The sequence below is a fragment of the Arthrobacter sp. TE12231 genome, from assembly GCF_054062895.1.
Map to the genome: position 1 here is coordinate 1007228 of NZ_JBSSFS010000001.1, position 20379 is coordinate 1027606.

A 20379-nucleotide genomic window follows, 5' to 3' on the forward strand; every position below is an offset into this window, starting at 1 on the left:
GGACGCTACGGCGTCTGGCCGTCGAATTCCAGGTAGATGCCCGCCATCCAGGACTCGACGTCGTCCGCCTTGCGCGGCAACGCAGCGCTGAGGTTGACCGGGCCGTCGGCCGTCATGAGGATGTCGTCCTCGATCCGGACACCGATGCCGCGGTATTCCTCGGGGATGCCGATGTCCTCGTTCTTGAAGTACAGGCCGGGTTCGATCGTGAACACCATTCCGGGTGTGAGCACGCCGTCGAGGTACAGGTCCCGCTTCGCCTGCGCGCAGTCGTGGACGTCGAGGCCGAGGTGGTGGCTGGTGCCGTGCGGCATCCACCGGCGGTGCTGCTGCCCTTCGGCGCTGACGGCTTCCTCCACGGAGACGGGCAGGAGGCCCCATTCGGCGAGCCGCTCCGCGAGAACGGTGGTGGCTGCGGTGTGGATGTCCCGGAATTTGGTGCCCGGCTGGGCGGCCGCGAAGCCGGCGTCGGCGGCGTCGAGCACTGCCTCATAGACCTTGCGCTGGATCTCCGTGAACTTGCCGTTCGCCGGCAGGGTGCGGGTGACGTCGGCCGTGTACAGGGAATCGGCCTCGACGCCGGCGTCCAGGAGCAGCAGTTCACCGGCAGCGATCTTTCCGGTGTTCCGGGTCCAGTGCAGGATGGTGGCGTTGTTGCCGGACGCGGCGATGGTGTCGTAGCCGAGTTCGTTGCCGTCCTCGCGGGCCCGGGCGAAGAACGCCCCTTCGACGACGCGCTCGCCGCGGTGGTGGGTCAGCGCCCGCGGGAGTGCCTTGACGACCTCCGTGAAGCCTGCCACGGTCGCGGCCACGGCGGTCTTCATCTGTTCGATTTCCCACTCGTCCTTCAGCAGGCGCAGCTCGGAGAGGGCCTCGCTGAGCTTCTCGTCCAGGGCATCGAGGACGCTCAGGTCAAGGTTGTCAGGATCCTTGGCCGTGTTGTAGCGGGCGGTGTCCACGAGGGCGTCGATGTTCTCGTCAACCTTGCGGACCAGCCGGATGGAGATGCCGCCAATCTCGGGCGCACCGACGTTTTTGGTGATGGCGAGTTCGAGTTCGCTGATGTCCGCGGTGTCCAGCCCGAGCCGGGCCTTGAACTCGGCCAGGGTGGGGCGTGGGCCGATCCAGAACTCCCCGGAGCGGGAGTCGGCGTAGAACTGCTCGGTGTCGCGGCCGGCCAGCGGGCGGAAGTACAGCGTGGCGTGGTGGTTGCCGCCGTCGTCGCCAGTGCCGTCGGCCACCGGCTCCAGGATCAGGACCGCATCGGGCTCGTGGTCCACGCCGAGGCCGGTGAGGTGCGCGAAGGCCGAGTGCGGCCGGAAGCGGTAGTCGCAGTCGTTCGAGCGGACCTTCAGCGGGCCGGCGGGGATGACCAGGCGTTCACCTTTGAACTGGCCTGAAATCGCGCGGCGCCGGGCTGCTGCGTGGCCGGCGACGGCGTCCCGCTCGGGGAGCTGCTGCATGGCCGGCGCCCAGTTGCTGGCCATAAAAGCCTTGAAAGCGTCGGAACTGGGCCGCTGCGAGCGGTTGTTGACGCGCTCTTCGAGGGGCTGGGAAGCGGAGACTTGGGTGTTATCTGCATCGTTCACCGTCCAATAGTCTCACCAGCGCCGCGGCTTAGGCCAACGGCGCGCTCCCGCTGCACGGCAACTGCAACGCGCGGGCGCAGGGCATAGACGCGCGGGGCCGGGGCTTTGGACCGGGCCATCTACTAGGCTGGTGAGGTGAGAATTGACCTGCATGCGCACTCGAACGTTTCCGACGGCACCCAGGCGCCGGCCGACGTCGTTGAGTCCGCTGCCGGCGCCGGGCTGGACGTCGTCGCGCTGACCGATCACGACTCCACGGACGGGTGGGCGGAGGCCGCCGTCGCGGCCCGGAAAACGGGGGTCGCCCTGGTCCCGGGCATGGAGATCTCCTGCCGGACCCGGGAAGGCATCAGCGTCCACCTGTTGAGCTACCTGCATGACCCGGCCCACCCCGGACTCCTTGAGGAAATCACCAAGGCCAAGGACGCCCGGCACGCGAGGGCCCAAAAGATGGTCACCCTGCTGGCCGAGGACTACCCGCTGACATGGGACGACGTGATCCACCACGTCGCGCCGGGCGCCACCCTCGGCCGCCCGCACATCGCGGACGCCCTCGTGGCCGCAGGCGTGGTGGAGGACCGGGCCGAGGCCTTCAGCTCCATCCTTACCTCACACTCGCGCTACTGGGTCCAGCACTACGCGCCGGATCCGGCGCTCGCCGTCGAACTGGTCCGGGAAGCCGGTGGCGTGCCGGTTTTTGCGCACCCCGTCGCGTCTGCCCGCGGACGGATCGTGGGGGAGGGGACGTACCGGGAAATGATCGACGCCGGGCTGGCCGGCCTGGAAATCTACCACCGGGACAATCCGGAGGAGGGCAGGGTCTTCCTGCGCCGCATCGCCAAACGGTACGGCCTGCTGGTCACCGGGTCCTCGGACTACCACGGCGCCGGGAAGCCGAACCTGCTGGGGGAAAACCTGACCTCGCCCGAAGTCTTTGCCCGGATCGAGGAACTGGGCACCGGCTCCGCCGTGGTGCGCTGAGCCCTTCCCGAACCTGATTGCGCTATCACTTGTGGTCGGTCAGAGGCCCGGTTACCCGCCACAAGTGATGGCGCATCGCGACGAAAGGCGGGCGGGACCGCGGGTCAGGCCCCGGGGTCCGGCGGGAACGCGGTGAACTGCGCTTTCGCGGCCAGTCGTTTGGCCATGACGTCGACGGCCGCCTGGTTTTGGTCCACGCACACGAACCTGCGGTCGAGCTTCGCAGCCACGGCGCCGAGCGTGCCGGAACCGGCGAAGAAGTCCAGGCACCAGTCGCCCGGCCGGCTCGAGGCCGCGACCACGCGCCGGATGAGGCCCTCCGGCTTCTGCGTCGGGTAGCCGGTCTTCTCCTTGCCGGTGGGCGAGACGATGGTGTGCCACCACACGTCGGTGGGAAGCTTGCCGAGCTCGCGCTTGGCGGGGGTGACGAGCCCGGGTGCCATGTAGGGCTCACGGTCCACCTCGGCGCTGTCGAAGTGGTACTTCGCCGGGTTCTTGACGTAGACAAGGATGTTGTCGTGCTTGGTGGGCCAGCGGTATTTGGCCCGTGCACCGTAGTCGTACGCCCAGATGATCTCGTTCAGGAAGCATTCGCGGCCAAAGATCGCGTCCAGCATGACCTTCGCGTAGTGCACCTCGCGGTAGTCCAGGTGCAGGTACAGGGTGCCGTCGTCGGCCAGGAGCCGCCAGGCCTCCACGAGCCGGGGCTCGAGGAAAGACCAGTAGTCGCTGAAGGCGTCGTCGTAGCTGTGCAGCGCGCCCTTGATGGTGTCATAGGACCGGCCCTTGAACCCGACGCGGTCACCCTCGCCGCCGGCGTTGAGGACCATCCGGGTTTCCTGGCGCCGTTGCACCCGGCCGGTGTTGAAGGGCGGGTCCACGTAAATCAGTGTGAAGGCGCCGTCCGGCAGCGTGGGGAGGTATTCCGCGTTGTCCGCGTGAACCACCAGGTTGCTGCCGTCCGGCGCCCAGACGGTGTCAGTCATGGAGGGGATTAGGCCTCGGCGCCGCTCGGCTGTGCGTCGCCGCCGGCCACGACTTCACCGTTGCGGCGGCGCGTACGGGTGCGGCGACGCGCACGGGTTGCACGGTCCACCTCGGTCGGGGCCTTCGCCGGCGCGGCGCCGGCAGCAGCCTCGGGGCCCTGCCCGCCGGCAGTGGAAACGGTAGCGGCTTCGGCGTCGGCGGGACGACGACGGCGGTCGCCGGAGCGTCCGCCTGCCTCGGCGCCGCTGCGGCGGGTGTCCCGGCTGCCGGTGCGGCTGCCTTCGCGGGCGCCGTCACGGCTGGCGGTGCGGTTACCTTCGCGGGCGCCGGTGCGGCTGCCCTCACGGGTGCCGTCCCTTCCGCTGTCCTTTGCGCTGCTGCGGGTGTTCTTCTTGCCGGTCTCGCCGAGGTCCTCGAGAACCTCCGCGTCGACGCCGGCCAGCACGCGCTTGTCGCGGGGCAGGCGGCCCTTGGTGCCCTCGGGGATGTCGAGTTCCTCGAACAGGTGCGGCGAGGAGGAGTAGGTTTCCACGGGCTCGGGGAAGTTTAGGCCCAGGGCCTTGTTGATGAGCCCCCAGCGCGGCATGTCATCCCAGTCGACAAAGGTCACAGCGGTGCCCTTGTTGCCGGCGCGGCCGGTGCGGCCGACGCGGTGCAGGTAGATCTTCTCGTCCTCGACGCACTGGTAGTTGATCACGTGCGTGACGTCGTCGACGTCGATGCCGCGGGCGGCGACGTCGGTGGCAACGAGGACGTCCACCTTGTTGTTACGGAAGGCGCGCAGCGCCTGTTCGCGGGCGCCCTGGCCGAGGTCGCCGTGGATCGCGGCAGCCGCGAAACCGCGGTCCACGAGTTCCTCGGCCACCTTGGCAGCGGTGCGCTTGGTCTTGGTGAAGATGATGGTGCGGCCGCGTCCGCGGGCCTGCAGGATCCGGGCAACAACTTCGACCTTGTCCATGCTGTGGGCGCGGTAGATCAGCTGGCGGATGTCGCGCTTGGTTAGGCCTTCGTCGTCCGGGTCCGCGGCGCGGATGTGGGTCGGCTGGGTCATGTAGCGGCGGGCCATGGCGATGACCGGGCCGGGCATCGTGGCCGAGAACAGGAGCGTCTGGCGGACCGCGGGGGTACCGGCGATCAGGGTTTCGACGTCCGGCAAGAATCCGAGGTCCAGCATTTCGTCGGCCTCGTCGAGGATGACGATCCTGACGTTCTTCAGGCTCAGGTGCTTCTGCTTGTAGAGGTCGATCAGGCGGCCGGGGGTGCCGACGACGATCTCGACGCCGTTCTGCAGGGCATCGACCTGCGGCTCGTAGGCGCGGCCGCCGTAGATGGTGGCGATACGGGCGTTGCGCTTCTTGGCCGCGTTCTCGAGGTCCTTGGCTACCTGGACGGCGAGTTCGCGGGTGGGCACGATCACGAGGGCCTGCGGGGCGCCGGGCACGGCCAGCTTGTCGAAGCCGGCGTCGTCGCGGCCAACGACGCGCTGCAGCGCCGGGATGCCGAAGCCGAGGGTCTTGCCCGTGCCGGTCTTGGCCTGGCCGATGATGTCGTGTCCGGCCAGGGCGACCGGCAGCGTCATTGCCTGGATCGGGAAGGGGTGGGTGATGCCGGCGTCGGCCAAGGACTCCACGATGTCCGCGCGGACGTTGTAATCGGCGAACGTCTTTTCGGCAATCTCGTGCGGCTTTTCGTCCGAAATGATGGTTTCTTCGGGCTCGATGGTCTCCGTGCCCGACTCATCGGTCAGAAGCTGGTGCGTGTGCAATTCACTCACAGGTGAGTTTCCTTATTCATTTTGGGCTGCGCTGCTTGCTCAACGGGGCCGGCCGTGGCCGTTCCGGAGCACGCTCAGGCGCGCAAGCAATTCCAGTGGAAGCCGATCGCGGGCTATCTAAATGCTGGCACTGGGGACCAGCGGGTGTATCTCAAGATCGCGTAGGGGCGGGCTTGTTGAATTCGAAAATCATGGAAATCAACGACCGGGCATCCATATCTACCTCTCCAGTCTAGCTGTACGAGACCCGGATCCTCGACTGGAGGCGCGATCGCGCCGCAGAGGGGGCCCGGCGGCGGTCAGTCAGCCGACCAGCTCCAGCCGGATTTCGCGTGTGGCGATGTCCGAGGACACCACCCGGACCCGGACCTGGGTGCCCGGTTCGAGCTCGCCGGGGCACCTTGCGGTCACCGCGGGCTCGGCGATCTGCACGATTCCGGACGGGCCGTTCCCGTTACCGTTGGACTTGCCGCCGTTCCCGTTGGTGCCGCTGCCGCTGGCGCTCTTTGCCGGTCTGGAGCCGGAGATCACGACGGCGTCGAACTCCTGGCCGACGTGGTTGACGAGCAGCGCTGCTTCCACGGTGTCCAGTGCGAGCCGCTCCAGTCGTGCGGCCAGCTGGTCCGAGGTGGCCATGATGGCCGGGAGGGACGGCAGGGCTTCCCGGGCCCAGGACGGAACCTCGGTGCCGTTGCTCAAGGCCTCGCAGATCACCAGCACGAAACGGTCGATCAGCCGCCGCAGCGGCGCGGTGGAGTGGGCGTAGGCCGCGCCGATGGCGGACTGCACGGCGGCCTGCGGCACTGTGCCGTCGAAGGGCGTGTAGCCGGCCCCGCGGAAGAGCATGCCGGCCGAGTGCACGATGGCCAGCTGGCGGGGATCCGTGGGGTCGAGGGTCCGCAGGTACTCGCCGTAGGGCGTTTCGCCGTCCCAGGGCTTGCCGAGAGCGTGAGTCTGGCGGTGGAAGTGCCGCAGCGACGCCTCGTCCGGGGCTGGCATGGTGCGCAGGATGCCGACCTTGCCCTGGAGCATCAGCCCGGCCGCCGCCATCCCGGTCATGAGGGAAATCTGGGCGTTCCAGTCCTCCACCGGAAGCGGCGGGGCCGCCACGATCCGGTAGCCGCCGTCGGGCAGTTGTTGGATCTCCTGTTCCGGCATGTTCAGGCTCGCGCCGCCGCGGAGGCGTTCCAGCTCCACGCGCTTGGTGCCCACCTCCTTCAGCAGCTGCAGCAGGGGCGTTGCGGTGCCGGCGTCGAGCTCGGCCTGGACACCCTTGTAGCTGAGCTTCGCGCGGCTGCGGACCTGGGCCCGGCGCACCAGCACCGAGGTCACCTCCGCCGCGGCGTCGAGTTCGAACTCCCAGACGAATGCCGCGCACAGCTGCCCGGCGAGCAGGCTACCGGCAGCCTCGCTGATGACCTCCGGATGCAGCGGGATCCGCCCGTCCGGGGTGTAGAAGGTCTGGCCGCGGCGGCGGGTCTCGGCGTCGAGCGCCCCGCCCGGCGCGACGAAGGACGGGACATCGGCGATGGCGTAAAGCACGTTGTAGCCCTCGCCGTTGCGCTCGATATACAGCGCCTGGTCGAGGTCGGTGGAGGACGCCGGATCGATCGTCACGAACTCGACATGGGTGAAGTCCAGGTCCGGCAGCTTGTGCTCGGCCACCGCCGCCTGCGCGTCGCGCAGCACGTCCTCGGGGAACGGACCGGGCAGTTCCAGCGTGGTGCGCAACGCCTTGAGAGCCCCGGCAAGCTGGTTCTGCTGCTCGTGGATACTCGGGGTCAGGCGATGATGGGACACGAAAATCAGGTTAGCCCGATTTCCGCTATTAGTCTTGGATTATGAGCCCAATCCCGGACGATCCTGCCCGCTACAACAGCTTCCTCACGGATCTGCTGGGAGTCATGGCGTACGGCGAGCTTTCGGCCTTCGAACGGCTGTCCTCGGACGCCCGCTATTCACCCACGCTGCATGACCGTGCGGTGCTGGGCAGGATCGCGGTAGTCGAGTTCCAGCACTACGAACTCGTCCGGGCCCGGCTCGAGGCCATGGGCCTGGACACGGAGGCCGCCATGCTGCCGTTCCAGCCGTCCGTGGACCACTTCCATGAGCGCACACGCCCGGCGGACTGGTACGAATCCCTCATGAAGGCCTACGTGATCGACACCGTCTCCGCGGACTTCTACCGTGCCGTCGCCAGGCACGTCGACACCGCGACCCGGGAACTGATCGAGCAGATCCAGTCCGCCGAGGAGGCCACGGCCGTGCTGCAGGAGCGGCTCAAGGCGGCCCTGGCCGATGACCCCCGGCTGGCGTCGCGCCTGGCGCTGTGGGCCAGGCGCCTGCTGGGCGAGGCACTGACCCAAGCCCAGCGGGTCAGTCTCGAACACGCCTTCCTCGGCGGGCTCTCAGGCCTGGACGACGCCGGCGCCAGGGAACTGGTCAGGGCTCTGACGGCCGAACTCGCCACAAACCACTCGCGCCGGATGGCCGCGCTGGGACTGGCGGGGTAGCTCCGCCGCCGGGGCGGAAACCCGAACGGAACCTGTTCAGGAATCGGCGGCATCCAGCGCCGCCAGCAGTGCGCCGGCTGCGTGGGCCGGATCATCGGCGTCGGTGATTGCCCGGACCACGACGATCCGGCGGGCACCGGCGTCGACTACCTGCTCAACATTGCCGAGGTCGATGCCGCCGATCGCAAACCACGGCAACAAGCTTTCGACCCGGCCGTCGACCGTGCCGGCTCCCTCCCCATCCGCCCGGCCGGTCGCCTCGGCGGCGTAACGCACCAGGTCGAGGCCGACGGCGGCGCGTCCAGGCTTGGTGGGAGTGGCCCACACGGGTCCCACGCAGAAGTAGTCGAGTCCCTTGCGGCCGGGGGAGGACGCAATGGCGGCGTCCACCTGCTCCGGGCTGTGGGTGGACAATCCGACTATGGTTTTCTTGCCGAGGAGGCCGCGGGCGGCGTCGAGCGAAATATCCTTCTGCCCGATATGGAACACCGGAGCCCCGGACAAAGAGGCGATGTCCGCCCGGTCATTGACGGCCCAGAGCCGTCCGTGCCGCTGCGCTGCGGCGTGCAGGACCTCCAGGAGCTCCAGTTCCTCGGCCGCCTCAAGCGACTTGTCGCGCAGCTGGATGATGTCCACCCCGCCGGCGAATGCGGCGTCCACAAAGTCCTCGAAGTCGCCGCGGTCCTGCCGGGCGTCGGTGCACAAGTAGAGGCGGGCGGTGGTGTGGAGGGAGTCCTGGCTCATGACACCAGCCTAGTTCCTCTAAACTGGGCGCATACCGCGGGAGCCCGCAGCGGCCACGTCATCGCTGCACGGCTGAGAGGGCGTCAGAGCCGACCGCTTGACCTGATCCGGCTAGTACCGGCGTAGGGAAGGAATTTTTTATGGGCACAAGAACCAGCCGTGAAGCCGAAGCCGCAGATGACGCCGCCTACCGGGTTTGTGACACGGGCCCGGGTTCCGCAGAGGACCTCACCGCACAGGACACATCCGCACAGGACGTCGCTGTTGACGTTGCGGTGATCGGCGGCGGGGTGATCGGCCACGGCATCGCGTTCGAGGCCAGCCGTGCGGGCCGGTCCGTGGTGTTGATCGATGACGCGCCCGGCAGCGGGGCCAGCTGGGCCGCCGCCGGAATGCTGGCCCCCGTCAGCGAACTGCACTATCAGGAAGAACAGCTCCTGGAACTGATGCTCGAGTCCTCCCGGCTGTGGCCCGACTTCGTGGCCGGGATCGATGCCGGTGCCGGGATCGACGCCGATGCCAGTGCCGCCAGCGGCCCGGGATCCCGGGCAGGGTCCAGTACCGGCTACCTGACGACGCCGACCCTCGCCGTCGGTGCCGATGCGGCGGACCGGCGCGCGCTCGCGGACCTGAGGGAAGTCCAGCAGGACTCCGGCCTCACCGTGGAGCCCCTGACCGTGCGCGAGGCACGCAGCCGGGAACCTTTGCTCAGCCCCGGTATCTCGTGCGCATTCGATATCCCGGCCGACCACCAGGTGGACCCCCGCATGCTGATTGCCCGGCTCACCAGGCTGCTCGACGCGGAGGGCCGCTGCAGATTCGTCCGTCGGCGCGCGGCGGGGCTGCTGTGGGAGGACGGACGCATCGCCGGTGTCCGGCTCGCGGGCGGCGGTTCCGTGCGGGCCGCGGAAACCGTGGTCGCCAACGGGCTCGGCGCCCCCGACCTTGACGGGCTGCCCGCTGGACTGAAACTCCCGCTGCGGCCGGTCTACGGCGACATCCTTCGGCTCCGCGTGCCCGCGCACCTGCAACCACTGCTTACGGCCACCGTGCGTGGCATGGTGCGCGGGGTGCCGGTGTATATCGTCCCGCGGCAGGACGGCACTGTGGTGATCGGCGCCACCCAACGCGAAGACGGCCCGTCGGATCCGCACGCTGTTTCCGCCGGCGGCGTCTACCAGCTGCTCCGAGACGCTCAGCAGCTGGTGCCCGCTGTAGCCGAGCTGGAACTACTCGAAGCCACGGCGCGCGCCCGCCCCGGCACACCGGACAACGCCCCGATGCTGGGGCGCGTCTCGCGCCCGGAAGGCGGGGACGTCCCGGGCCTCATCATCGCCACGGGATTCTTCCGGCACGGCGTCCTGCTGACCCCGGCAGCCGCCGTCGTCTGTCGTCAGCTCATGGACGGTATGCCGGACCCGCGCTGGGCCGGGTTCCGCCCCGACCGTTTCTCCCGCACCCCGGATGCGTCCGGGGACAGCCCCAACAAGGAAGCAGCATGAACATCAGACTGAACGGAACGGAGCAGAGCGTCGCCGACGGCGCCTCCGTCAGCACACTCGTCAGCCAGCTCACGGGCCGGAGCATCGGCCCCGACGGCCGGGCTGCCGACGGGCAGAAGCTCGGTGTCGCGGTGGCCCGCAACGCTGAAGTGGTGCCCCGCAGCCAGTGGCACGCCACCGCGCTCGCCGACGGCGACGACGTCGAACTTGTTACGGCAGTCCAGGGAGGATGACCAGCATGAACGAAACGACTCTTGCAGGATCGCCGGCCCGGCCGGCTGCCGGGGCCCTCGCCGATCCGTTCGTGGTGGACGGCGTGACGCTCGGATCCCGGCTTATCATGGGCACCGGCGGTGCGCCGAGCCTGGACGGGCTGGGCGCGGCGCTTTTGGCTTCCGGGACGGAATTGACCACCGTGGCGATGCGCCGCTATTCACCGGCGGAAACGGGATCGCTGTTCCAGCTGCTCGTGGACCACAACATCCGAGTGCTGCCGAACACAGCCGGTTGCTTCACCGCCAAGGACGCCGTACTCACCGCCGAACTGGCCCGCGAGGCCCTGGAGACGGACTGGGTCAAGCTCGAAGTCATTGCCGACGAGCACACCCTGCTGCCGGACGCGGTCGAGCTCGTGGACGCAACTGAGCAGCTGGTGGCCCGCGGCTTCAAGGTCTTCGCGTACACCAACGATGACCCCGTGCTGGCCCTGCGGCTCGAAAACCTCGGGGCGACGGCGGTGATGCCGCTGGGTGCCCCGATCGGGACCGGCCTGGGCATCCTGAACCCGCACAACATCGAGCTGATCGTCTCGCGGGCGTCCGTGCCCGTGGTGCTCGATGCCGGAATCGGCACGGCCTCGGACGCGGCCCTGGCGATGGAACTTGGCTGCGACGCCGTGCTGCTGGCCACGGCCGTGACCCGTGCCCAGAATCCCGCGCTCATGGGGGAGGCCTTCAAACACGCCGTCATCGCCGGCAGGCTGGCGAAAGCGGCCGGCAGGATCCCGCGGCGCGAACACGCGCTGGCGTCCTCGGCGATGGAAGGCCGGGCCGAGTTCCTGTAACGTCTGCGTTCCTCTGAAAGGCCGGTGAGGCTGGCAGGTCTGACCTGGTTCCGCCAGCAGGACCGCTTCATCACAGATCCTCATCACCAGGCGGAGCCTTGCATCGCCCATCGGCGCCTGTCATCGCCGATATGCGCCTTGCAGGCCCGTGGCCGGCGAGGGAAGCCATAGCCCCTACGGCGTCCGCGAGGAACTCCGATGAGTCTGCGTCGAACTGCCGGGATACTGCCCCCGTTGCCAGGAACGCGCAGGGACAAACAGCGAACACCGACCTATGAGAGAACGACTACTAGTCGGGGCGGAAGTATTTGTTGCGTCGGGGTTTTTGGCGGGGGTCGACATGGGGTGGCGGGATGAACCAGGGGATGCCGCTGCGCATCTGGATGGTCCATTGTTCCTTGTGGATCAGATGGTGGTGGTGGGAGCACAGGAGGGTGCCGTTGTCCGTGCTTGTGGACCCGCCGCGGGACCAGTAGGTGATGTGGTGGGCTTCGCACCAGGGTGCGGGGATGGTGCATTGCGGGAAGGCGGCGCCCTGGTCCCGGGCGGTGAGGGCTTTGCGGATGTGGGGCGGGAAGATCCGTGCGGTGCGTCCGATGTCCAGGATCCGGCCTTCTCCGCCGAGCAGGACGGGGATGATGTCGGCGTCGCAGGCGATCTTCCGGATGGTGGAGGCGGTGACGGGTCCGGTGAACATCAGCGTTCCCGTGCCCGGGCCGGGCGTGGCGGTGGGGTCGTTGGGGGTGCCGGTGCGGTCGAGGCGGCCGAGGAGGTCCCGGTAGTCGATGGTGGCCATGACCTGGGGCCGGAGTCCGCCGGCGGCGGGCAGGGCCCCGGCGGCGAGGGCGGCGTCGCAGGCGCCGACCAGGCCGTCGAGCAGTCGTTGCGGCCGCGAGCGGCGGTCCAGGACGTCGGCCGCACCGGCCGTGGTGCTTACGGCCGCGTCAGACCGGGCGGCCGCTCCGACGGCGTGTCCGCTACCGTCACGGATCCCGCCGGCCGCGGCCACGTCAGTGACCGCGGCGTTGGTTTCCCGGCCGGCCCTGGCGGCGCCGTCCGTCGCCGCGTCGGTGGCCGCGCCGTCGCCGGTGCCGGGGTCGGCTGTTGGGTCCGGGCCGGGATCGGCTGCTGCGCTGGTGCGGGGGTTGGTGGCGGTGTTCATGGCGGTGATGAGGTGTTCGAACTGGTCGGTGGTGGCGAAGATTTCCAGGTGGTGCAGGCCGTGCCGGGGTTTGCGGATGAAGGCGCCCTGGAGCCGGCGGAGGGCTTCCTCGGTAGGTTCGGCGCCGTCCTGGTCCAGGGCGTCGGTCCAGCGCCGGGCGATCCGGGTCAGGAAATCGGGGTCGTTCTCGATCGCGGTCAGGGTCAGGGCGTGTTCCATCGCGGCGGCGGTCCCGGGCGGGCACAGGTGCCGGACCCGGTCCAGTGCGGTGGTGATGATGGTCGCGGTCCGGGACGCGATCTGCCCGGCGGCGACGGCGGCGCCGAGTTCCTCGTGCACGGCCGGCACCGGTGCTCCGGTGAGTCCCTGGCGGGGCAGCAGGTCCGCGGCCTGGGTGAGCCGGCGCCGGGCTTCGGGGGCGCTGATCCGCAGCCGTGCCCGCAGGAACTCGGTGGTGCTCTTGTAGCCGTCGTCGGCCGCGGCGCACACGCCGGCCGGTCCGCCGCTACGGTCAAATGCCGTCCAGCCGTTCGTCCCCACCTCAGATCCGGCCCCGGCGCCGTCGTCTCTCCCAACCCCGGATTCGCCGTCAGATCCGGTGACGGTTCCGGCGGGGGTGTTTTGTGTCCAGCCGGTGAGCCAGCCCGCCGGCGCGGTCTCGGCGGCCCGGCCCGCCGGCGCCGGCCGGGTCCAGGCTGTTTGTTTGCGGGTCCGGTCCACCGCGGCGGCGGCGATGAGTTGGAAGTATTCGACCGTCCGGGAGAGTTCCTCCACGCGGCCGGCGAAGTCCGCGGCTTCGACCAGGGAGAACCGGGCCGCCTCGGCAGCGGGCGGGCCCAAGGATCGCAGCAACGCCAGCGCCGATTCCACCGCGCCGCCGGCACCATGGCCTGCAGCGCCGTACACGGCAGCGTTCGCGGCGCGGCCCAAAGTACCGTTCCCGGCATGGTCTGCGCCACCGATGTGTGATGCTTCAGGCGCCCCGGCCTCGCCGGCCGGGCGGGAAAGCCGCGAGGACGTGACCGGGCCGGCCCACGGGGCCAGCTCCGGGATGAACGCTCCAACGGCTTTCATGTCTCAACGATCCCAGAGGGGTCCGACAAAAAAGACCGAACCGGTTCCGCACCGACGTGGCGCCGCATCCGGCTGCCGCCCCGGCAGGCAACGGCGGTACGATGCCGGGCAACGTAACTCCGCGTACGACAAGAGTGGACTTCATCAAGGCGGGCGGCCTGCCGAAGCCGCCGGTGCTCAACGAAACGTGACCACGCAACCTGCTGGGCGCGTGGTCACGGATGTGCAGGTAAACCGGCTGAGCCTGCCCAACGAGGGCGGACGAGGGCCGGCCCTGACGAGAAAATGGGCCCCGTCCTGCTGGCTGCCGGCCAGGACCCGCTAAAGCTTCAGGATGGCGGTGAGACGCTCGGTGTCGTGCCGGGCCCGGGTCCTGCCGAGGTACACCACGGCCGCGATGGAGGCTGCGGCACCGAGGATCAGCGGCAGGATCCACGGAATCCAGGTCAGGCCCGGCTGGTAGCCGAACCCGGCCGCCATGAAGATGATCCAGCTCAGCATGCCGACGAAGGCGGCCACTCCGGCCGGCACACTGATGCCGTACTTCGTGTGCCGCTTGTCGTTGGCCCACACCACAAAGCCCACAGCAACGGTGACCATGGCGACCACAATCAGGGAAAGCATTCAGGACCCCTCGGGCTAAGAAAACGACAGTGAAGGAAACCGCAGTGAAGAACGGGGGCTAGAGGGCGCCGAAACCGACGCGGCGGGCCTCTTCTGCGCCGATTTCCACGTAGCCCAGCACATTGGCGGGGACGATGACGAGGCGGCCCTTGTCGTCCGTCAGCCGCAGCTCGCTGCCCTTGGCGATCGCGTCGCCCACCACCTTGGCGACGGCGTCGGCGTCCTGAGCCGATTCGAGCACAATTTCGCGGCCAATGTTCTGAATACCAATCTTTACTTCCACAGCGGGGCCTCCCAGCCAGTCAAAGTCGAATAAATGTCTAAGGTCAATCTCTAGTTGTAGTCTAGGTCTCTTTGGGGAAGCGGGAGATTCCGCGCCAAGCTAAACGGTAGATGAGGTCGCTGGCCACATCGAGGTCCAGGTTTCCGTCGGTTTCCAGCCAGTACCGGGCACTCACATGGGCCATTCCGGCGAGTCCGCGGCCCAGGAGCTGGGCCTCGAGCTCCGGCAGCTTGGTGTCCTCCGCGATCACGCGGGCGACGGCGTCGGCAAAAGTCTTGTTGAACGTTTCCAAACGTGCGCTGACGTCGGGATCGTTGATCAGGTCCGATTCGAAGACGAGCCGGTGTGCCTGGTCGTCGTTGGCGATGAATCGGAAGTAGGCGCGCATGACCGCCTGGACGCGCTCGTCGTTGTCGCTGGTGGAATTCAGGGCGCCCAGCAGGAGATCGATCAGCTTGCTGAGATGGCTGTCCAGCAGGGCCAGGTAGAGGTCCCGCTTGGACGGGAAGTGCTGGTACAGGACAGGCTTGCTGACGTGGGCGGTCTCGGCGATCTCATCCATGGCGGCACCGTGGTAGCCGTTCGCCACGAAGACTTCCTGCGCCGCCGCCAGCAACTGCGCCCGGCGTTCGTCACGGGGGAGACGTGCCGAGCGCTGTCCGCTCCGCGTCTGCCCGGCCGGCGGCTTGCCGGTCTCGTCCCGCTCCACCGGTGCCTGATGAACCACTGTCGGCCTTCTTTCCCTCTTCACCCAATAACGCGCAAGTACACTCAGCTGCATTGCACTGAACTACATTGCACTGAACTACACTTTACGCGCGGGTAATATGACCTGGTGGTATCTTCGGGCATAGATTGAAGTATGGCTTCCAAGTTCACCGCCACCGGCGCCCCCGCAACCCTCCAGACGCAGCTGGATACGCAGCCTGGACCGCTGGTTGACCCGGCAATCGATCTCAGCCCGGACGAGGTGGAACGCTACTCGCGGCACCTGATCATTCCGGAAATCGGCGCAATCGGGCAGCGCCGGCTCAAGAACGCGAAAGTCCTGGTGATTGGAGCCGGCGGCCTCGGTTCTCCGGCCCTCCTCTACCTCGCCGCCGCCGGGGTCGGCACCCTCGGCATCGTCGATGACGACGACGTCGACCTCAGCAACCTCCAGCGGCAGATCATCCACGGCGTCGCGGACGTGGGCCGGCCCAAGATCGAGTCCGCCCGTGATGCCATCGCGGCCCTAAACCCGCTAGTGGACGTCCGGCTCCACAACGTCCGCCTCGACGCATCCAACGCCCTGGAGCTCTTCGCCGGCTACGACCTCATCCTCGACGGCGCTGACAACTTCGCCACCCGATACCTCGTGAACGATGCCGCCGCCATCCTCGGCAAGCCCTACGTCTGGGGGTCGATCTTCCGCTTCGACGGCCAGGTCTGCGTCTTCTGGGAACAGTACGGGCCCACCTACCGGGACCTCTACCCGGAGGCGCCGCCGGCCGGCTCCGTGCCGTCCTGTGGGGAAGGCGGAGTGTTCGGCATGCTGTGCGCCGCCGTCGGAGCGCTCATGGTGACCGAGGCCGTCAAGCTGATCACCGGCGTCGGGCGGTCCCTGCTAGGCAGGCTGGCGCTCTATGACGCGCTGGGCGGCACCTGGCGCGAGATCAAGGTGGCCCGGGACCCCGAAGCCGAGCGCATCACGGAACTTACCGATTACGAGGCGTTCTGCGGGATCACCCCCACGGCGGATGCGGGCACCGAACACACCGTGACGGCGACCCAGCTCGCCACGATGCTGGCCTCGCGCAAAGCCGGCCTCAAGGACTTCCACCTAGTGGACGTGCGGGAGAGCGGGGAGTACGAGATCGTCCGCATCGACGGCTCGGTGCTGATACCGCAGGGCCGCATCCTGGCCGGCGAAGCGTGGCAGGACCTGCCCCAGGACGCGGAAATCGTCTTCCACTGCAAGGCCGGAACACGTTCCGCGGCCGTCCTGGCCGCGGCCCGCGCGGCCGGGTACGAGCGCGTCAGCCACCTCGAGGGCGGCATCCTCGCCTGGGTGCGGGACGTGGAACCCGGGAAACCGGTGTACTGAGGCTTCCGGCCCTCAGGTGCCGCGGCCTTCGGGCCGTCCATCCACGGCACCTGACAAGCAGCGTCCGTCGAACGGCACCTCCAGCGAAAGGCTTGGTCATGAGCGAGGAAAACACCCTGACACCCCAGCAGAAGATCGGCTCCGGCTTCGGCCGGGATTCGACGGCGGCCGAGGTCATTGCCGGCATCGACCTGACCGGGAAGACCGCGATTGTCACGGGCGGCTACTCCGGGCTCGGCCTGGAGACCGTGCGGGCCCTGGCGTCGGCCGGCGCCACCGTTGTGGTGCCGGCCCGACGGCCGGAGCACGCCCGCGACGTCCTCGCTGCGGCCGGGCTGACGCCGGGAACCCGCGGAGGCGATGTCAGCGTGGCCGAGCTGGACCTTGACGACCAGGCCAGCGTGAAGGAGTTCGCCGCCGGCTTCCTGGCCGGCGCGGAACCCGGTACCCGGCGCAGCCTGGACATCCTCATCAACAACGCGGCCATCATGGCAAGTCCGGAGCACCGGGCGGGGCCCGGCTGGGAGTCCCAGTTCGCCACAAACCACTTGGGTCACTATGCCCTCACCAACCTGCTGTGGCCCGCGCTCACCGCGGCGGAGGGTGCCCGCGTGGTCTCGTTGTCCTCCACCGGGCACAAGCTCTCGGGGATCCGTTTCGATGACATCAACTTCGACGCCGGCTACGACAAATGGCGGGCGTACGGCCAGGCCAAGACGGCCAACGCGCTCTTCGCCGTCCAGCTCGACGCCCTGGGCCGGAACTTTGGCGTGCGGGCCTTCGCCGTGCATCCCGGCGGCATCATGACGGAACTGCAGCGGCACCTGCCGCGCGAGGAAATGATCGCCGCCGGCTGGATGGATGAGAACGGCAACGTCGACGCCCGGTTCAAGACCCCCGCGCAAGGCGCGGCCACCTCGGTCTGGGCCGCAACGTCACCGGCCCTTGAGGGCATGGGCGGCGTCTACTGCGAGGACTGCGACATTGCCGAACCCACCGTGCCGGGCTCGCCGGAGGCGAGGATCAGGGGCGTGGATGCCCATGCCGTGGACCGGGAGGCTGCCGCACAGCTGTGGCAAGTGTCGGCCGACATGACCGGCATTAACGCGTTCGCCGGGTAAGCCGCCTAAGGGATATGAGCCGTGGTGGCGCCGTCGGAAGCAACTAGCCCTACTGGCAACTAGCCAACGGGCAACAACGAGCGTCGCCATCACGAGCCAGCGCCGCGGGGCAATACGCGGGGCAATAACCGAGGGGCAGGAATGAGGGCCGCGGGCAGTTACGCGGTTTCGCGGATGTCGCCGGCGGCGGGGCCGTGCTCCGCGTGGCTGTGCTCCACAGGGCAGTCGGCCTCGGAGGCTGCAGAACCCGGGACCGTCGCAGCGGTCGTCGCGGTGGAGGGCTCCACCGTAATCCCGTACAGCGCCTCAAGACCGGCAACGTAGGCGTCCTGCTGTCCGTTGGCAGCGAGTTCGCGGGCCCGGACGGTGGGGACATGCAGCAATTGCTTCACCATGCGGCGCAGGGCGAACTCGACTTCCTCGGCGGCGGCGGTGCAGCCGTGCCGGGCGCGGACCTTTTCCATTTCCGCATCCAGGACGTTCATCGTGTGGCGCCGCAACGCGACGATCGCCGAGTCCACGGAGCGTGCCTCGCGCTCCTGCTCGAAGGCGCTGGCCGCACCGGACACAATGCTGCTGGCCTGCGCGAGCGACTCGGCCTGTTCCTGGGGCGCGGCGAGCCGGACGGATTCCAGCGTGAGGAGTTCGACGCCGTCGAGCTCGCCGACCGCGGGGTCGAAGTCGTGCGTCAGGGCGAGGTCGATCGCGATGAGCGGCTGGGCCGAGCCCGACCGGATCCGGGCGAGGTCGTCCGCTTCGACCCGGCTGTCCGAGCCGCTGCAGCCGATCATGACGTCGGCAGCGGCGACGGCAGCCGGAAGGGTGTCCTCATCCAAGGCGGCGCCGCCCCGGGTGGCGACGAAACCGGGCGCACGGCCGGAGGAGGAGTAGACCGAGACATCGGTGCAGCCGCGTTCGCGCAACAGTGACATGGTGGCCCCGGCGTAGGCGCCGGTCCCGAACACGACGGCCTTCTTGGCGGACCAGTCCGGGTTTTCCGACAGGTCGGTGGCAAGATCCAGTGCTACGGAGACGATGGAGAGGCCGCGGGAACCAAGCGCCGTCTGGGCGCCGACGTCCTTGGCGGTCTTGGACGCCGCCTGGAAGAGCCGCACCAGTCCGGAGCTGGCTGTGCCTTCATGCTGGGCCGTGATCAAGGCGCGGCGGACCTGGCCGGCGATTTCGCGTTCGCCCACCACGGCGGAGTCCAGTCCGGAGCTCACCGCGAAGAGATGCTGGCTGACTTCGGCACCCGTGCGGGTGCTGAAGGCGCGGGAGACCAGCTGGTCGTTGAGTCCGCTGGCTCCGCTGATCTGGGTGATGAGGGCAGCCCGGGCCGCGTCGACGGCGTCCGGATGCGGGGCTTCCCCGTAGATTTCGAAGCGGTTGCAGGTGGCAAGGACAACGGCACCCGCCACGGCCGGCGATCCGGCGAGGGCGGATGTGGCAAGCCCGGAAGCGCCGGTGCTCAACTGAGCAACGGTTTCGAGGTCGATGTCGGCGTGTGTAGCCACCAATGAGAAAAGAACCACAGCACGACCATCATAGCTTTTTCGCGTCCGTGTAGAACAACTATCCTGGCGTGGGGTCCGGCACCCAGGGCTGTGATCCCCGCCACGCCGCGGCCCTCGTGGCCAGTGTGACAGCCCGCGTGACAGGCTGTCGTTATCTTTTGGGCGCAAATTTGGGCACAATCGAAGTCATGACTCCAAGCGCTGCGGCACATGCCGGCACGACAAAATTCAGTACGTCCGATCATGGCGCAGCCGATGACGCCGCCGCAGTAGACGGCGCAGTGGCCGGCGCCGGCGGCCTAGACGCCGGACACCCGCTGATGGACGGCCGCACCGCGGACTCACCGCTAATCACCGCCTACCGCGGCGGCAAGCCTTCCCGCCGTCCCGTCTGGTTCATGCGTCAGGCGGGCCGCTCGCTGCCCGAGTACCTCAAGGTCCGCGAGGGCGTCGCCATGCTGGACTCGTGCCTGCGCCCGGAACTGGCTTCCGAGATCACCCTGCAGCCGGTCCGCCGTCACGACGTCGATGCCGCCATCTTTTTCTCTGACATCGTCATTCCGCTCAAGCTGGCCGGCGTCGGCGTGGACATCGTGCCCGGCGTCGGTCCTGTCCTGGACGTGCCGGTGCGCACGGCGGCGGACGTCGCCGCCCTGCCGCAGCTGACCTGGGAGGCCCTGGAACCCATTCGTGAAGCCGTCCGGCTGACCGTGGCCGAGCTCGGCAGCACTCCGCTGATCGGCTTCGCCGGCGCACCCTTCACGCTCGCCGCGTACATGGTGGAAGGCAAGCCTTCCCGCGACCACCTCGGCCCGCGCACCATGATGCACGCCGACCCGGAAACCTGGACGGCATTGGCCAACTGGGCCGCCGACGCCTCCGGCATGTTCCTTCGGGCGCAGTTGGAAGCCGGAGCCTCCGCCGCGCAGCTCTTCGACTCCTGGGCCGGTTCGCTGGGGTTGGCCGACTACCAGCGCTACGTTGCCCCGGCGTCGTCCCGGGCTCTGGACCACGTCCGGGACCTCGGCGCACCGCTCATCCACTTCGGCACCGGCACCTCGGAACTGCTCGTCGCCATGCGCGACGTCGGCGTCGACGTCGTGGGGGTCGACTACCGGCTGCCGCTGGACGAGGCCAACCGCCGCCTCGGCGGGACCGTTCCGCTGCAGGGCAACATCGATCCCGCACTCCTCTCCGCGCCCTGGGAGATCCTGGAAGCGCACGTCCGCGACGTGATCGCAGCCGGCTCCGCAGCGCCCGGCCACGTGTTGAACCTTGGCCACGGCGTGCCTCCGGAGACGGATCCCGAGGTGCTGACGCGCGTCGTCGAACTCATCCACTCCATTTCACCGGAGTAGGAAC

General features: G+C 68.6%; 18 protein-coding genes and 1 riboswitch. Of the genes, 8 read left to right on the top strand and 10 right to left on the bottom strand.

The genetic code is table 11. The features are described from left to right. Positions 1-5: 5 nt before the first annotated feature. A complete protein-coding gene (locus tag ACVWYS_RS04640; protein ID WP_456509401.1) occupies positions 6-1589 on the bottom strand; it encodes an aminopeptidase P family protein in 1584 nt (527 codons plus the stop codon). A 135-nt stretch (positions 1590-1724) separates the two neighbouring features. On the opposite strand from ACVWYS_RS04640, the gene ACVWYS_RS04645 reads away from it, so the two are divergent. Beyond that, entirely contained in the window at positions 1725-2570 is an 846-nt protein-coding gene (locus ACVWYS_RS04645; RefSeq protein ID WP_456509402.1) for a PHP domain-containing protein, read from the top strand. A 104-nt stretch (positions 2571-2674) separates the two neighbouring features. Here ACVWYS_RS04645 and ACVWYS_RS04650 read toward each other — a convergent pair whose 3' ends face one another. The 3 genes from ACVWYS_RS04650 to ACVWYS_RS04660 all read right to left on the bottom strand — a co-directional run bounded on the left by ACVWYS_RS04650 (position 2675) and on the right by ACVWYS_RS04660 (position 7131). Further along, entirely contained in the window at positions 2675-3556 is an 882-nt protein-coding gene (locus ACVWYS_RS04650; protein ID WP_116767341.1) for a DNA-methyltransferase, read from the bottom strand. 8 nt (positions 3557-3564) lie between these two features. After that, complete coding sequence (locus tag ACVWYS_RS04655) at positions 3565-5331, bottom strand: DEAD/DEAH box helicase (RefSeq protein WP_456508537.1); 1767 nt, start codon at positions 5329-5331, stop codon at positions 3565-3567. Between the two features lie 303 nt (positions 5332-5634). After that, positions 5635-7131 carry an RNB domain-containing ribonuclease gene (locus ACVWYS_RS04660; RefSeq protein ID WP_456508538.1) on the bottom strand — a complete coding sequence of 499 codons (1497 nt, stop codon included), beginning with the start codon at positions 7129-7131 and terminating at the stop codon, positions 5635-5637. A 41-nt stretch (positions 7132-7172) separates the two neighbouring features. Here ACVWYS_RS04660 and ACVWYS_RS04665 point away from each other — a divergent pair, with 41 nt between their 5' ends. Then, positions 7173-7844 carry a ferritin-like fold-containing protein gene (locus ACVWYS_RS04665; protein ID WP_456508539.1) on the top strand — a complete coding sequence of 224 codons (672 nt, stop codon included), beginning with the start codon at positions 7173-7175 and terminating at the stop codon, positions 7842-7844. 36 nt (positions 7845-7880) lie between these two features. On the opposite strand, the gene thiE is transcribed toward ACVWYS_RS04665, so the two are convergent. Next, the gene (gene thiE / locus ACVWYS_RS04670) at positions 7881-8588 is read right to left on the bottom strand and encodes a thiamine phosphate synthase (RefSeq protein ID WP_456508540.1); all 708 of its coding nucleotides are present in this window, start codon (positions 8586-8588) and stop codon (positions 7881-7883) included. A 26-nt stretch (positions 8589-8614) separates the two neighbouring features. After that, positions 8615-8735, top strand: a riboswitch (TPP riboswitch). Here thiE and thiO point away from each other — a divergent pair. The 3 genes from thiO to ACVWYS_RS04685 all read left to right on the top strand — a co-directional run bounded on the left by thiO (position 8729) and on the right by ACVWYS_RS04685 (position 11153). Further along, on the top strand, positions 8729-10090 hold the full coding sequence (gene thiO / locus ACVWYS_RS04675) for a glycine oxidase ThiO (RefSeq protein WP_456509403.1): 1362 nt from the start codon (positions 8729-8731) through the stop codon (positions 10088-10090). (Overlaps the previous riboswitch by 7 nt.) Beyond that, positions 10087-10323, top strand: coding sequence for a sulfur carrier protein ThiS (gene thiS, locus ACVWYS_RS04680; protein WP_116767347.1), 237 nt, complete (start codon positions 10087-10089; stop codon positions 10321-10323). The genes thiO and thiS overlap by 4 nt, the downstream gene beginning before the upstream one ends. Before the next feature lie 5 nt (positions 10324-10328). Then, the gene (locus ACVWYS_RS04685) at positions 10329-11153 is read left to right on the top strand and encodes a thiazole synthase (protein WP_116767348.1); all 825 of its coding nucleotides are present in this window, start codon (positions 10329-10331) and stop codon (positions 11151-11153) included. Positions 11154-11442: 289 nt separating this feature from the next. On the opposite strand, the gene ACVWYS_RS04690 is transcribed toward ACVWYS_RS04685, so the two are convergent. The 4 genes from ACVWYS_RS04690 to ACVWYS_RS04705 form a co-directional block, all read right to left on the bottom strand. Beyond that, the gene (locus tag ACVWYS_RS04690; RefSeq protein ID WP_456508542.1) at positions 11443-13389 is read right to left on the bottom strand and encodes a DUF222 domain-containing protein; all 1947 of its coding nucleotides are present in this window, start codon (positions 13387-13389) and stop codon (positions 11443-11445) included. 321 nt (positions 13390-13710) lie between these two features. Beyond that, positions 13711-14013 (bottom strand): cytochrome c-type biogenesis protein, encoded by a 303-nt coding sequence (locus tag ACVWYS_RS04695; protein ID WP_344367210.1) that lies wholly within the window; start codon positions 14011-14013, stop codon positions 13711-13713. A gap of 58 nt (positions 14014-14071) precedes the next feature. Continuing rightward, positions 14072-14296 (bottom strand): DUF3107 domain-containing protein, encoded by a 225-nt coding sequence (locus ACVWYS_RS04700; RefSeq protein ID WP_091249068.1) that lies wholly within the window; start codon positions 14294-14296, stop codon positions 14072-14074. 61 nt (positions 14297-14357) lie between these two features. Then, positions 14358-15077, bottom strand: a complete 720-nt coding sequence (locus ACVWYS_RS04705; RefSeq protein WP_425547217.1) for a TetR/AcrR family transcriptional regulator — start codon at positions 15075-15077, stop codon at positions 14358-14360. Between the two features lie 81 nt (positions 15078-15158). On the opposite strand from ACVWYS_RS04705, the gene moeB reads away from it, so the two are divergent. Continuing rightward, positions 15159-16382 carry a molybdopterin-synthase adenylyltransferase MoeB gene (gene moeB, locus ACVWYS_RS04710; protein WP_456508543.1) on the top strand — a complete coding sequence of 408 codons (1224 nt, stop codon included), beginning with the start codon at positions 15159-15161 and terminating at the stop codon, positions 16380-16382. Between the two features lie 98 nt (positions 16383-16480). Continuing rightward, complete coding sequence (locus ACVWYS_RS04715; protein ID WP_456508544.1) at positions 16481-17503, top strand: SDR family NAD(P)-dependent oxidoreductase; 1023 nt, start codon at positions 16481-16483, stop codon at positions 17501-17503. A gap of 158 nt (positions 17504-17661) precedes the next feature. Here ACVWYS_RS04715 and ACVWYS_RS04720 read toward each other — a convergent pair whose 3' ends face one another. After that, entirely contained in the window at positions 17662-19035 is a 1374-nt protein-coding gene (locus tag ACVWYS_RS04720; RefSeq protein WP_344367217.1) for a glutamyl-tRNA reductase, read from the bottom strand. A 302-nt stretch (positions 19036-19337) separates the two neighbouring features. On the opposite strand from ACVWYS_RS04720, the gene hemE reads away from it, so the two are divergent. Beyond that, entirely contained in the window at positions 19338-20375 is a 1038-nt protein-coding gene (gene hemE, locus ACVWYS_RS04725; RefSeq protein WP_456510275.1) for a uroporphyrinogen decarboxylase, read from the top strand. Positions 20376-20379: the final 4 nt, after the last annotated feature.